This window comes from Stenotrophomonas sp. 99219_Sma, from assembly GCF_056480785.1.
The window spans coordinates 3224121-3237356 of the sequence record NZ_CM151117.1 but is presented as its reverse complement, the minus strand read 5'-3'; the positions used below and the strand labels follow the sequence as shown (position 1 = coordinate 3237356).

The following is a 13236-nucleotide window of genomic DNA, read 5'->3' as shown; positions in this document are numbered from 1 at the left end:
TCCAATCAACCACTGGCAAAGGAACAGCTCATGTCGGATCCAAAAATCACCCGGCTGGTCAGCAGCGTAGGTACCACGCGCACGCTGGAAATGGACGATGGCAGTGTCGTCGAACGATCAGGCGGCAGCGTCTCGTGGCGCAACAACAATCCTGGCAACCTCAAGTTTGAATTCGCCGGCAGCGCGGACAAGACGGTAACCAATCCGCGTACCCGCGAGCAGGCGCTGGAATCGGCGCAGGGGCGCTACAAGGGCGTGGTCGATCTTGACCAATGGGGCAACGCGGTTTTCGAAAGCTATGAAGCCGGCCGGGTGGCGAAGATCCAGCTGCTCGAACGCCGGTTCGGCGACAAGACCGTGGAGGAAATGCTGCCGAGCTACTCCACCAAGGATTACAGCGGCACCACCCACCACAAGGAGCAGGCGGCCACCATCTATGCCGAAGGCGATCGCCAGGGTGTCGACCTGCGCTCGAAGACCGTCGGCCAGATGAGCGTGCGCGAGCGTGAAGTGCTGGCCGACGGCATCCGCCGTTTCGAGGGCTGGCAGCCGGGTGAGGTTGCCACGCAGCAGCCACCCACGCGCACTCCGGCGGCCGCGCCCGTGCAGGCCCAGACCCAACCGCAGGTACAGACGCCTTCAGCGGCGGCGCCTGCTGCGGGCCAGGCCGCGGCTGCAGTCGGCAGTGCCGCGCTCTACAACGAGGCCTATCAGCATTTCATGGCCTCAGGCCGCCAGTACGAATACGGGCGCCCGGACCATCCGCGCCCGGGTCGCGACAGCAGCCGGCTGGAGCGTGACCTCGATGGTGACGGACGCTTCGGCGTGGATTGCTCGGCGTTCGTATGGCGCGGCCTGAAGAACGCGGGTTACGACGTGCGTGGCGAGAACGCTGCGGGGTTCACTACGTCGACGCTGTTCAATGGTGCGAACACCACGGCTTACGCACGCGAGCATTTCGATGTGACCTCGGCTGCCGAAGCACGCAAACCGAACGGAACGCTGAAGCAGGGCGACATCCTGATGTTCTCCTCGTCGCAGGGCCAGCATGTCGGCATTTTCAAAGGCTACGACGCGCAGGGAAACATCCAGTTCATCGGTTCACAGGGAAGCACCGGGCCGGCCGAAGTCACCATCCGGCCGGGCGGGTACTGGGATGGCGGAAGCACCCGCATCGTTGGTGCGCTGACACCGAAGCCGGAATTCCAGGTGCGCGCGCCGCTGCACGGCAATGGCGAACCTGCGCTGTCCCGGCCAACCGCCACCGTGCAGCCGGCTGCATCACACACGGCGGCCAGCGAGGTGATGAAGCAGGGGCAGCGTGGCGCCGACGTGCAGGCGTTGCAGCAGACTCTCAACCAGCTCGGTGTGCGTGATGCGCAGGGCCATCGGTTGTCAGAGGATGGTCGTTTTGGTGATCACACCCGCGAAGCGGTGGTCGCGCTGCAGAAACAGCAGGGGCTGGTGGCCGATGGAATTGTCGGTCGCCAGACCGCTGCCGCGCTGGCGGCGGGCCGTGTGCAGGGCCATGAACCTGCAGCGGCTGTACCGAAGGGGCCGTCGCTGAACGATGCATCGCATCCGGACCACGCACTGCACAACGCCGTCCGCAGCAAGCTTCCCAGCGTGTTTTCCGAAGAGGCTGCCGCCAATATCACCCTGCATGCAAAGCAGAACGGAATCGACGCGGCCGACAAGCTGCAGAGCATCACGGTGCAGGATGGCAAGGCGTTCGTGATGGGCACGACGCCGGGCTTCCGCACCGCGGTCGACCTGGCCCAGGCGCCGCCGTCGCTGGAGCAGACCAGTGCCAAGCTGCTGGCAGATCCTTCGCACCAGCAGCAGGTGCATGAGGAGCAGCAGCGGGTCGCGATGGGCGGTCGCTGAGGCCTGTGTTGCCGGCTCCGGGCGGTGAACGCCGCCCGGGGCCTCGTCTCATTGCAGTTGCGCTGCTGCCCAGTCGGCCAGGGCGTCCACCCGTGCATCGGCCGGGCCATCCGGCCGCGCCAGCACCCAGAAGCCGCCGGTGGCGGTAAACCCCCACGGTGCGACCAGCCGGCCTGCTGCCAGATCTTCGGCCACCAGTGGCTCCGGTGCGATCGCCGGGCCCAGCCCGGCCACGGCTGCTTCCAGCAGGTAGTACAGATGTTCGAAAGCGGTGCCCAGCTGCAGCTTCGCGGTGTCCAGATCGTGCGCCTGCGCCCACGCCGGCCACGCCTGCGGCCGTGAGCTGGTGTGCAGCAGCGTTTCCTGCAGCAGCGCCGAGGGCGGTACCTGCCGCAGGCGCTGCGCGGCCGGATGCGAGGGTGCCACCACCACGCCGACCCGTTCCGGCGCCAGCTCACGCACCTGCCAGCCCCGTGGCCACGGCCCCTGCGCCAGCAGTAGTACGGCATCCAGCGCCGCCTGTGCTTCGGTGAAACTGCCATCCAGCGCCGACCACTGCAGGCGCACGCCGGGCAGGGCGGCCTGCAGCACGGGCAGGCGCGGGATCATCCAGCGCGCCAGTACGCTGCCGCTGCAGCCCAGCACCAGTGCTGGGGCCGCCGTCGGCCGGCGCAGCTCGCGCACGCAATCTTCGATGCCGCTGAACGCCTCGCTGCACGCGGCCTGCAGTCGCGTGCCCGCAGCGGTCAGACGCAGCCCGCGGCCGGCACGCTGGAACAGCGCCAGGCCGAGATGATCCTCCAGCAGCTTCAGTTGCCGGCTGACCGCGCCGTGGGTGACATGCAGGTCCTGCGCGGCGCGCCCAACCCCGCCCAGACGGGCGGTGGCCTCGAACGCACGCAGCGCATTGAGGGGAGGCAGCAGGGAACGACTCATGTGAGATTTCCTGACGATATGCGCCAGATAATATCCATTTTCCGGTCACGACCCGTGCGCTAGAGTATCCACCTGTCTCGAACCAGCGGTCGCTTCCATGTCTGCCTCCCCCATTGCCGACTACCACGCCTTCCCGGATGCCCAGGGCCACTTCGGCCGCTACGGCGGCAGCTTCGTTGCCGAAACCCTGGTCGGCCCGCTGCAGGAACTGGCCCAGGCCTATGACCAGGCCCGCCAGGACCCGGCATTCCAGGCCGCTTACGACCGCGACCTGGCCCATTACGTGGGCCGGCCGAGCCCGATCTATCACGCCCAGCGCCTGAGCGATCATGTCGGCGGTGCGCAGATCCTGCTCAAGCGCGAGGACCTGAACCACACCGGTGCGCACAAGATCAACAACACCATCGGCCAGGCGCTGCTGGCCGCGCGGATGGGCAAGAAGCGCATCATCGCCGAGACCGGTGCCGGGCAGCATGGCGTGGCCAGTGCCACCGTTGCCGCGCGCTTGGGCCTGGAATGCGTGGTGTACATGGGCGCCACCGACATCGAGCGGCAGAAGATCAACGTCTACCGAATGAAGCTGCTCGGTGCGACGGTGGTGCCGGTCACCTCCGGCTCCGCCACCCTGAAGGACGCGCTCAACGAAGCGATGCGCGATTGGGTGACCAACGTGCAGGACACCTTCTACATCATCGGCACCGTGGCTGGTCCGGATCCGTACCCGCGCATGGTGCGCGATTTCAACGCCATCGTCGGCCGCGAAGCACGCGAGCAGATGCTGGCCGAGTACGGCCGCCTGCCGGATGCGATCACCGCCTGCGTCGGCGGCGGCAGCAATGCCATCGGCCTGTTCCATGCCTTCCTCAATGATCGCCAGGTCGAGATCGTCGGCGCCGAAGCTGCCGGTGATGGCATCAGCACCGGGCGCCACGCTGCATCGATCGCGGCGGGTCGGCCGGGCGTGCTGCACGGCAACCGCACCTATGTGCTGTGCGACGACGACGGCCAGATCATCGAGACCCACTCGGTGTCAGCCGGCCTGGACTACCCGGGTGTCGGGCCGGAGCACGCGTTCCTGGCCGATACCGGCCGCGCGCGCTACCTCGGCATCACCGATGAAGAAGCGCTGCAGGCCTTCCACCTGCTGGCGCACACCGAAGGCATCCTGCCGGCGCTGGAGTCCAGCCATGCGCTGGCACAGGCGATCAAGCTGGCGCGTGAGCGACCGCGTGACCAGATCGTCCTCTGCAATCTATCCGGCCGTGGCGACAAGGACGTGCACACCATTGCCGCGCGCGAAGGGCTGGTGCTGTGAGCGCGCGGCTGCGGAACAGTGGCGTGCTGCTGCTGGCACTGGGCTTGGCTGCGTGCCAGCCGCCGGAGCCGCCGGTGCTGGCACCGGCCGCCAAGGCCACCACGCAGCCTGTGCAGCAGGCCGCCAACGATGATCTTGACCCGATGGCGCGTACGCCGATCGACGATCCGCCGTCTGTGGAAGATAAGGACAGCGATGACGCGCCCGCGGTGGCCTCGGTGGCGCTGGACCATGCCGGCGAGGTGCTGATCGGCCAGCATATGACCGATCTGAAGGCACTCGGGCCGTGGACCGCGCAAGGGGCGGTCGAAGCCATCGGCGGCAGTTGCGAGTACTACGACGGCAAGGGGCTGCCGCCCGGCGTGTCGATGATGACCGATGAAGATCGCGTGGTCCGTTTCGATCTCGGCCTGGATCCGGAGAGCGGGGCGCCGACCCAGCAGCCCGGGCCGTTCGGCCTGCGTGTCGGCATGACCCGCGCCCAGGCCATGGCCCAGTTCCCGAAGCCGCCGGTATCCAGCCCGCATGCCTACGACGGTGACCAGGGCGAGTACCTCACCTGGCAGGACCCGGGCTCGGCCCTTGGCATCCGCGTGGAACTGTTTGAAGGGAGGGTCATCCAGATGTACTGGGGGACCAGCGATGCGATTGAACTGATTGAAGGATGTGCCTGAGATGCCTGTATCCCGACTCGATGCCTGTTTCCAGCGACTGCGCGAGCAGCAGCGCAAGGCGCTGATTCCCTTCATCACCGCCGGTGATCCCTCGCTGGAGGCCACCGTGCCGGTCATGCACGCGCTGGTCGATGCCGGCGCCGACGTGATCGAACTGGGCGTGCCGTTCTCCGACCCGATGGCCGATGGCCCGACCATCCAGCGCAGCTCCGAGCGCGCGCTGGCGCGTGGTGCTGGCAGCCGCTACGTGCTGCAGGCCGTTGCGCAGTTCCGCGAGCGTGACGCTCAGACGCCGGTGGTGCTGATGGGCTACCTGAATCCGGTGGAGATCCATGGCTACGCGGCCTTCGCAACGGCAGCCGTGGAGGCCGGTGTGGACGGCGTTCTGCTGGTCGACCTGCCGCCGGAAGAAGCCGGCGAAGCGCAGCAGGCCTTCGATGCAGCGGGCCTGGCACTGGTCCTGCTGGCGTCGCCGACTACCAGCGAGGCGCGCGCCGACAAGCTGCTGGCGCTGGCCCGTGGCTACCTCTACTACGTCAGCTTTGCCGGTGTCACCGGCGCGTCCGAGCGCCTGGACAGCGATGCCGCCAGTGCCCGCCTGCAGGCGTTGCGCGCGCGTGCTTCGGTGCCGGTGGTGGCCGGCTTCGGCATCAAGGATGCCGACAGTGCTGCGGCGATGGCCCGCCAGGCCGACGGCGTGGTGGTCGGCAGCGCGCTGGTGGCGGCGCTGGCCGAAGCGGGCTCGGCTGAAGAGGCCGCACAGCGCGCCCGGGCCTTCCTGGCCCCGCTGCGGCAAGCGCTGGACGCGTAAAAGGACGGCCGGCCGCTGGCCGGCATCCTCCATGCCGGCCTGCGCGCAGGGGCTGCCGGCCAGCGGCCGGCACTACCCATCGGTCCAAACACAAGGGTTGCCGGCCAGCGGCCGGCACTTCCCCGCACCTAAACGTACGTCCCAGCATGGTTTTTTCCGGCGGCCCCGTGGCTGGCAAGGGGGTGCACGGGCGGGGAAAGCGGAGCTAGACTGTCCGCCTTTGCGGCCCTTGGGCCGCCCTGAACGGAAGTGTCCTCCCGCATGAGTTGGCTCAGCAAGTTGATGCCGTCCGGCATCCGCACCGACAACACCCCCAGCAAGAAGCGCAGTGTCCCCGAGGGCCTGTGGGAAAAGTGCAGCAACTGCGGCAGCGCGTTGTACCGTCCGGAACTGGAAGAGAACCTGGAGGTCTGCCCGAAGTGCGGCCACCACATGGCGATCCGCGCCCGTGCGCGCCTGGCCGCCCTGTTCGACGCCGACAGCACCACCGAGATCGGTGCGCGCCTGGGCCCGACTGACCTGCTCAAGTTCAAGGACCAGAAGAAGTACAGCGAGCGCATCAAGATCGCGCAGAAGAACACCGGCGAATATGACGCGCTGATCGCCATGCGCGGTCTGCTCAAGGGCCGTGCACTGGTGGCCTCGTCCTTCGACTTCGCCTTCATGGGTGGCTCGATGGGCTCGGTGGTGGGTGAGCGTTTCGCGCTGGCCGCCGAAACCGCGGTCGAGATCGGCGCCCCGTACGTGTGCTTCTCGCAGAGTGGCGGTGCGCGCATGCAGGAAGGCCTGTTCTCGCTGATGCAGATGGCCAAGACCTCGGCCGCGCTGGGCAAGCTGCGTGAAGCGGGCCTGCCGTACATCTCGGTGCTGACCCACCCGACCACCGGTGGTGTGTCGGCCTCGTTCGCGATGCTGGGCGACATCAACATCGCCGAACCGCAGGCGCTGATCGGCTTCGCCGGCCCGCGCGTGATCGAGCAGACCGTGCGCGAGAAGCTGCCGGAAGGCTTCCAGCGCTCGGAGTTCCTGTTGGAGCACGGTGCCATCGACCAGATCTGCGACCGCCGCGAAATGCGCGACCGCCTGTCCGATCTGCTGGCAATGCTGGGCCGTCAGCCGGCGCCGGAGGTGGCGTGATGGGAGGCCGCAAGTACTTCGGTACTGATGGCATCCGTGGGCGGGTCGGCCAGGGCGTGATCTCGGCCGACTTCGTGCTGCGCCTGGGCAATGCCCTGGGCCGTGTCCTGGTCGCCCAGCGCGGCCAGGACGGGCGCCGGCCGATCGTGGTGATCGGCAAGGACACCCGCATTTCCGGTTACATGTTCGAAGCGGCACTGGAAGCCGGCCTGGTCGCCGCCGGCGCCGACGTACAGCTGCTGGGGCCGATGCCGACCCCGGCGGTGGCGTTCCTGACCCGCACGCTGGGCGTGGACGCCGGCATCGTCATCAGCGCCTCGCACAACCCGCATTACGACAACGGCATCAAGTTCTTCTCGGCCCAGGGCGAGAAGCTCGACGATGCCACCGAACTTGCCCTGGAAGCGGCGCTGGACATTCCGTTCACCACCGCCGAATCGGAGAAGCTGGGCAAGGCATCGCGTGCGCGTGAAGCGGTCGGCCGCTACATCGAGTTCTGCAAGGCCAGCGTGCCGCGCGCGTTCGACCTGCGTGGCGTGCGCCTGGTGCTGGATTGCGCACACGGCGCCACCTACCAGATCGCACCGCTGCTGTTCCGCGAACTGGGGGCCGAGGTGATCGGCATCGGTGCCGAGCCCAACGGCGTCAACATCAACGCCGGTGTGGGTTCCACCCATATCGACAACCTGGCGGCCAAAGTCCGCGAGACCCGTGCCGATCTCGGCATCGCGTTCGATGGTGATGGCGACCGTGTGCTGATGGCCGACGACCAGGGCAACCCGGTCGACGGTGACGACCTGCTGTACATCCTGGCCCGCGCCTGGAAGGACGAAGGCCGCCTGCGCGGCCCGGTGGTCGGCACGCTGATGAGCAACTACGGCGTGGAGAAAGCTTTCGCCGATCTGCAGATCCCGTTCGTGCGCAGCAACGTTGGTGACCGCTACGTGCACCAGGCATTGGTCGAAGGCGGCGGTGTACTCGGTGGGGAAGCGTCGGGCCATCTGCTGTGCCTGGACCGGGCCACCACCGGTGATGGCATCGTCAGCGCTCTGCAGGTGCTGGTCGCGCTGCGCAACAGTGGGCAGACCCTGCGCCAGGCACTGAAGGGCCTGGTGCGGGTGCCGCAGAAGACCGTCAACGTGCGTCTGGGCAATGTCTCGGCCAAGGCCACGGTGCAGTCTGAAAGCGTGCAGTCCGCGCTGGCTGTGGCGCAGCAGGCCGTAGCCGGCCGTGGCCGCGCGTTCCTGCGGCCGTCCGGTACCGAGCCGGTGGTTCGGGTCACCGTGGAAGCCGATGACGCTACGCTGATGCAGCAGACGCTGGACCGCTTGTCCGCTGCGGTGCGTGAAGCCGCCAGCTGAGGCGACTGCACATCCGTACAAAGAAAGCGCCCCGGAATTCCGGGGCGTTTTCTTTTGCGGCGGCCCGGGAGGATGGCGTGCTCAGGGCCCCGGCACCATCTTCTTCTGGCGTGCCTTGAACCCATTGAACAGCGGCGCGATCAGCGGGTTGTAACTCAGGCGGATGCGCTTGCGCAGCCAGTTGGCCGGGCGGTTGCGGATCGCAAAACGATAGATGCGTTCCGGGTCGCCACCGATCACGTTGCGGCCGAACGGGTGGGTAGTGTGCAGGTAGCGGAAGCCCTGCTCGCGCGCCACTTCGATGTGATCCTGGTCGAAATCACCGTACGGCCAGCACAAGGTATCGGACACTTCGCCAAGCTTGTCCTGCAGGACTTCGCGCGAGATCGCCAGATCCCGGCTCAGGCCCGCGCGGCGCTGCGCACGGTCCAGATCGTCACGGCGCAGCCAGCGGGTGTGGGTATGGGTGTGGCAATGCACTTCGAAGGTGCCGGCGGCGATGGCCGCACGTGCTTCGCTCCAGCGCATCATCACGTCGTCACTGCGGTCCTGCTCGTAGATCGCCGCTTCGCAGCCGCGATGGTCCGGCGTCGACGGCAGCGTCGCTCCGGCAATGCCGGCATGCGGACGTTCCGGGCCTTCGCCCATCCAGCCGGTGACCACGAACACCACGGCATGCATGCCGTACTTCTGCAGGATCGGATGGGCATACACCCAGTTGTCCAGGTAGCCATCGTCGAAGGTGATGACGATCGACTTGCGCGGCACCGGCTTGCCGGCCAGGAAGCCGGCGTACTGGTCCAGCGTCAGTGAGGTCCAGCCATTGCCTGCCAGCCACGCGATCTGGCTTTCGAAGTTTTCCGGCGACACGGTGATCATGCCCGGCGAAGGGCTGACATGGTGGTGCATCAGCACCGGAACGGTTCGCGCATCAGCCATGTCCCAGCTCCTTCAGCCACTGGTGGTAGTAGTGTTCGGTGGCTTCACCGTGGCCGTCCGGCGTGAAGCGGTGTGCGCCGTGCATCCAGTCCCAGCCAGCGCGGCCCATCTGCCGCCGCCGTTCCGGGTCGTCCACCAGCAGGCGCAAGGCACCTGTCAGGGCGGCATTGTCTCCCAAACGGGTGAGGATCGCATTGCTGCCATCGACCACCATCTCCGGCACGCCACCCACCCGCGTGGCTACGATCGGTACGCCCACATAAGCCGCTTCCAGGAACACGGTGCCGGCCGCTTCCTTGTGCGAGGCCAGCGCGAAGATGTCGAAGCCGGCCATCAGCCGGCAGGCTCCATCGCGGTAGCCGAGCAGGTGCACCTGGCGCTGCAGGCCGTGCTCGGCGCACATCGCCTGCAGTCGTTCCGTCACGGCCTGGCCATCACCGACGATCACCAGGTGCAGGTCCGGGTTGGCCTTGCACAGCGGGATCATCGCCTGCAGCAGGTCGGCATGGCCCTTGGGCTCGCGCAGTACCGCCACGCAGCCGACCACGATGTCCTGTTCGCCGAAACCGAGCTCGGCACGCACCTGCGCGCGCGCGTCCTGCAGGCACTGCCAGGGATCGGCCTTGCGGATCTCGCTCCAGCGCGGCGGAACCGCGATAGGCGGCACGATGCCGATGCGCTCGGCCGGAATGCCACGGTCGGCCAGCAGCTGCTTGACGAAGCTGCTGACGGTCAACACCCGGTGCGGAAGCCCGGTATAGGTCAGCAGCGAATTGACCGGGCTCATCAGGTGGCGCGAGCGCACCACCAGCGGCGTGCCACCCAGGCGTGCACCGGCGGCGGCGATCAGCGCATCGCGGCGGCTGGTGGTGTTGACCACGTCGTAGCGTTCGCGACGCACCAGTCGCGATACCGACCACACGCCGCGCAGCAGGCGCGCCAGGCCTCCCATGCGCAGCGTATGCACGGTGAAACCGTCGTCGCGTGCCAGTGTGGCCAGGCGCGCATCGGGCTGGCACAGCAACGACACTTCATGGCCACGCGCGCGCATCACCTGCATGTGCCGGAAGATGTAGATCTCCTGCCCGCCCATTCCCTTGGCGGCTTCGGTATGCAGGATGCGCAGCGGACGGTTCATGCAGGATCGGTCCTTGAAGTTCAGCGGTTGCGGAAGCGGGTCAGCGCTTCCCATGCGGAGCGGATGGCGGCGGCGTCCGGCGCCTGCTGCGGCAGCGGACGGTAGTGCCGGTCGAGCGCGGTGGCGTTGCCGAACTTGTCGAACACGTAGATGGCATCGCCATGGCGTACCGCGCGCTGCGACCAGCTCTCCACCACCAGCGCACGTTCGCTGGTGGTGGGCGCGGCCAGCAGGTCCTGGCCAGTACTGAAGTCGCTCAGGGCGTTCTCGCAGCCCAGTGCGTGGCGCATCAACGTCGGCACCCAGTCCTCATGCGAACTGGTGCGCATCTCATGGCCGCTGGGCTGGCCTGGCCAGTGCAGCACGAACGGCACCTGCAGCTGGTAGTCGGAGAAGTTGCCGTTGTGGCCCCAGTAGTTCAGCTTGAGGTCGTTGAACTCTTCGGCATGGTCACCGGTGACCAGCACGATGGTGTTCTCGGCCAGGCCTTGTGCGCGAAGGTCGTCCAGCAGCGAGCCGATCAGGCTGTCGGCGTAGTGCACGGCGGTGCGGTAGCGGTTGAGCTCCGGCGTCGGGTCGTGGTCCGGGCCGAAGGACAGGAAGTCGATCTCCTTGGCCATCGGCGTGGCCACCGGCGGGTAGCTGGCGGGCAGGTGGTAGCCGGCGTGGGTGGAGTCGAGGAACACGAAGCCGAACCACGGGTGCTGCGCGGCCTGGCTGGTGCGGATGTCGCTCTGCAGCGCGGTGACGATGGCTGCGTCACGCTTGTCGGGTGTCAGGGCGGAGGGGCCCTGGTGCAGCTGGTCGCGTACGTCGGCGAAGGCGGTGCGGTCGAACTCCGGGCTGTACAGCGGCGCGCTGCCGTACAGGTGCAGGTCGTAGCCCTGCTGGCCCAGCACCTGGAACAGCTGCGAGCCGCGCTGTTCGTCCAGCATGCTCTGCCAGTAGCCGCCGGGCAGGCCGTAGAGCAGGCCGAACAGGCCGTAGCGGGTGGCGTTGCCGGTGCTGAAATGCTGGTCGTACACGCGCGAAGCCTGTGCCAGTGCCGTCGTATTGGGCATCAGCTGCGGCGTCATGGCGTCCTGGCGCAGCGACTCCAGCACCACCATCAGCACATTCGGCCGATGTGGGTTCTGGCAGCGCAGGGGCTGCAGCGGATACAGCAGCTGCGCATGGCGCGGGTCAGGCAGGCCAGCCTGCTGTTCGCTGACAACGCCCAGTTTGCGCATGAAGCTCTTGGCGGTGATCGGCTGCGCCCAGGGCAGGTAGTTCCACTGCGCGATGACGTCGCGGTCGCCGCGGGCATCGTAGTAGGCGGTGGCGACCTGGCCCCCCCCATCAGCAGAGCGACCACCGCCCAGGCCTGCAGGACCCGGCGGCGGCGGGGCAGGGCGGGCAACAGCTTCCAGCATGCCCAGGCCAGCAGGCCTTCGGCGGCGAAGATGGCGGCGACCAGCAGTCCGGCCTGCAGCCAGGTTTTCCAGGACAACGCGACCTGGTCCTGCAGCGCGCCGCCGAACACCATGTTCACCACCATGGCATTGAGGTGGAACCGATACAGAGTGAAAACCTTCGCATCAACCAGCAGCAGGCACAGCCACAGGCCCTGCAGCAGCACGGCGCTGATGCTCAGCGTGCGCGCGCTGCGCTGCCACAGGCCCAGCAGCAGCGGCAGCAGGCCTGCGAGGGCACCGAAGGCGAGCAGATGCCCCGGCAGAGCGACGGACAGGTAAACCAGGCCGATTGCGCCACCGGGGTTGTCGGCCAGCGGTACGTTGCCGAGCGTGATCGCCATCGCCAGCAGCGCGTTGCCGGCCACGAACAGCGACCACCAGGCCAATCGGCGCCAGTGACGTGCCGGGCCTGAGGGCAGGGAGGTGTTGGCAGAAGGAGCAGCAGGGCGCATGAAGGACGGAGGCGGCAGGTGGAGCAGGGGCGGGAGTCCCGGTTGTGACGGAATCGTTAATCCGCGCGCGGGTTGCGCATTGTATCGGTTTGTTTCTTCGTATCGAGTGGCGTCCCCCGGGCGATCTGTCACAATGTTCAGGTGGGCCATGAATGCGCTGGCCCTTCCAGACCCAACGACAAGCCAGGAACCGCTGTGAGCCAGATCCCCACCCTCGACATCACCCGTTTCGACAGCGACCGCGAGGCCTTCGTGGCCGAGCTGGGCGCGGCCTACCGCCAATGGGGATTCGCGGGCATCCGCAACCACGGCATCCCGCAGGCCGACATCGACGCGGCCTACGATGCCTTCAAGGCCTTCTTCGCCCTGCCGGAGGAGGTCAAGCGCAAGTACCACGTGGCCGGCAGTGGCGGCGCCCGCGGCTACACCCCGTTCGGCGTGGAGACCGCCAAGGGCTCCAAGCATTTCGACCTGAAGGAGTTCTGGCACATCGGTCGCGAGATCGCCGACGACTCCAAGTACCGCGACGTGATGGCGCCGAACCTGTGGCCGACCGAGGTCGAGGGCTTCCGCGAGCGCGGTTACGGCCTGTACCAGGCGCTGGACAACCTGGGTTCGCGCGTACTGTCGGCGCTGGCCCTGCACATCGGCCTGCCGGAAGACTTCTTCGCCGACAAGACCAACTTCGGCAACTCGATCCTGCGCCCGATCCACTACCCGCCGATCACCACCGACGACATCCCGAACGTGCGCGCCGGCGCGCATGGCGACATCAACTTCATCACCCTGCTGGTCGGCGCCAGCGCCGCGGGCCTGGAAGTGCAGTCGCACGAGGGCGAGTGGGTGCCGTTCACCTCGGACGCGGACACCATCGTGGTCAACATCGGCGACATGCTGCAGCGCCTGACCAACCACGTGTACCCGTCGACCATCCACCGCGTGGTCAACCCCCCGGGCGAGCTGGCGCGCCAGCCGCGGTACTCGGTGCCGTTCTTCCTGCACCCGAACCCGGACTATCTGATCGACGTGCTGCCGTCCTGCATCACCCCGGAGAACCCGAGCCGGTACCCGGAGGCGATCACCGCCCACGGCTTCCTCGAGGAACGCCTGCGCGAGATCAAGCTGAAGTAAT

At 67.5% G+C, this 13236-nt stretch carries 10 protein-coding genes and 1 pseudogene; 7 read left to right on the top strand and 4 right to left on the bottom strand.

The genetic code is table 11. The features are described from left to right. Positions 1-30 precede the first annotated feature (30 nt). Positions 31-1887 (top strand): C40 family peptidase, encoded by a 1857-nt coding sequence (locus ACZK13_RS14940; protein WP_197617185.1) that lies wholly within the window; start codon positions 31-33, stop codon positions 1885-1887. Positions 1888-1935: 48 nt separating this feature from the next. Here the strand turns inward: ACZK13_RS14940 and ACZK13_RS14935 are convergent, their stop codons facing one another. Further along, a complete protein-coding gene (locus ACZK13_RS14935; protein ID WP_032128249.1) occupies positions 1936-2823 on the bottom strand; it encodes a LysR family transcriptional regulator in 888 nt (295 codons plus the stop codon). 97 nt (positions 2824-2920) lie between these two features. On the opposite strand from ACZK13_RS14935, the gene trpB reads away from it, so the two are divergent. The 5 genes from trpB to glmM all read left to right on the top strand — a co-directional run bounded on the left by trpB (position 2921) and on the right by glmM (position 8121). Next, a complete protein-coding gene (gene trpB / locus ACZK13_RS14930) occupies positions 2921-4138 on the top strand; it encodes a tryptophan synthase subunit beta (protein ID WP_014647880.1) in 1218 nt (405 codons plus the stop codon). Beyond that, positions 4135-4812 (top strand): hypothetical protein, encoded by a 678-nt coding sequence (locus ACZK13_RS14925; RefSeq protein ID WP_032128251.1) that lies wholly within the window; start codon positions 4135-4137, stop codon positions 4810-4812. Before trpB ends, ACZK13_RS14925 begins: the two co-directional genes overlap by 4 nt. A 1-nt stretch (position 4813) precedes the next feature. Continuing rightward, on the top strand, positions 4814-5623 hold the full coding sequence (gene trpA, locus ACZK13_RS14920) for a tryptophan synthase subunit alpha (protein ID WP_253144868.1): 810 nt from the start codon (positions 4814-4816) through the stop codon (positions 5621-5623). A 261-nt stretch (positions 5624-5884) separates the two neighbouring features. After that, a complete protein-coding gene (gene accD, locus ACZK13_RS14915) occupies positions 5885-6760 on the top strand; it encodes an acetyl-CoA carboxylase, carboxyltransferase subunit beta (protein WP_005410473.1) in 876 nt (291 codons plus the stop codon). Continuing rightward, a complete protein-coding gene (gene glmM / locus ACZK13_RS14910; RefSeq protein WP_010483073.1) occupies positions 6760-8121 on the top strand; it encodes a phosphoglucosamine mutase in 1362 nt (453 codons plus the stop codon). Before accD ends, glmM begins: the two co-directional genes overlap by 1 nt. A gap of 81 nt (positions 8122-8202) precedes the next feature. On the opposite strand, the gene ACZK13_RS14905 is transcribed toward glmM, so the two are convergent. From ACZK13_RS14905 to ACZK13_RS14895, 3 genes and pseudogenes are all read right to left on the bottom strand, one after another. Continuing rightward, positions 8203-9060: a polysaccharide deacetylase family protein gene (locus ACZK13_RS14905; protein ID WP_125895660.1), complete on the bottom strand. Its 858-nt coding sequence runs from the start codon at positions 9058-9060 to the stop codon at positions 8203-8205. Continuing rightward, on the bottom strand, positions 9053-10198 hold the full coding sequence (locus tag ACZK13_RS14900; protein WP_032128255.1) for a glycosyltransferase family 4 protein: 1146 nt from the start codon (positions 10196-10198) through the stop codon (positions 9053-9055). Before ACZK13_RS14900 ends, ACZK13_RS14905 begins: the two co-directional genes overlap by 8 nt. Before the next feature lie 20 nt (positions 10199-10218). After that, positions 10219-12104, bottom strand: a pseudogene (locus tag ACZK13_RS14895) (DUF3413 domain-containing protein). Positions 12105-12299: 195 nt separating this feature from the next. Here ACZK13_RS14895 and ACZK13_RS14890 point away from each other — a divergent pair. Then, entirely contained in the window at positions 12300-13235 is a 936-nt protein-coding gene (locus ACZK13_RS14890) for an isopenicillin N synthase family dioxygenase (RefSeq protein ID WP_032128257.1), read from the top strand. Position 13236 lies beyond the last annotated feature (1 nt).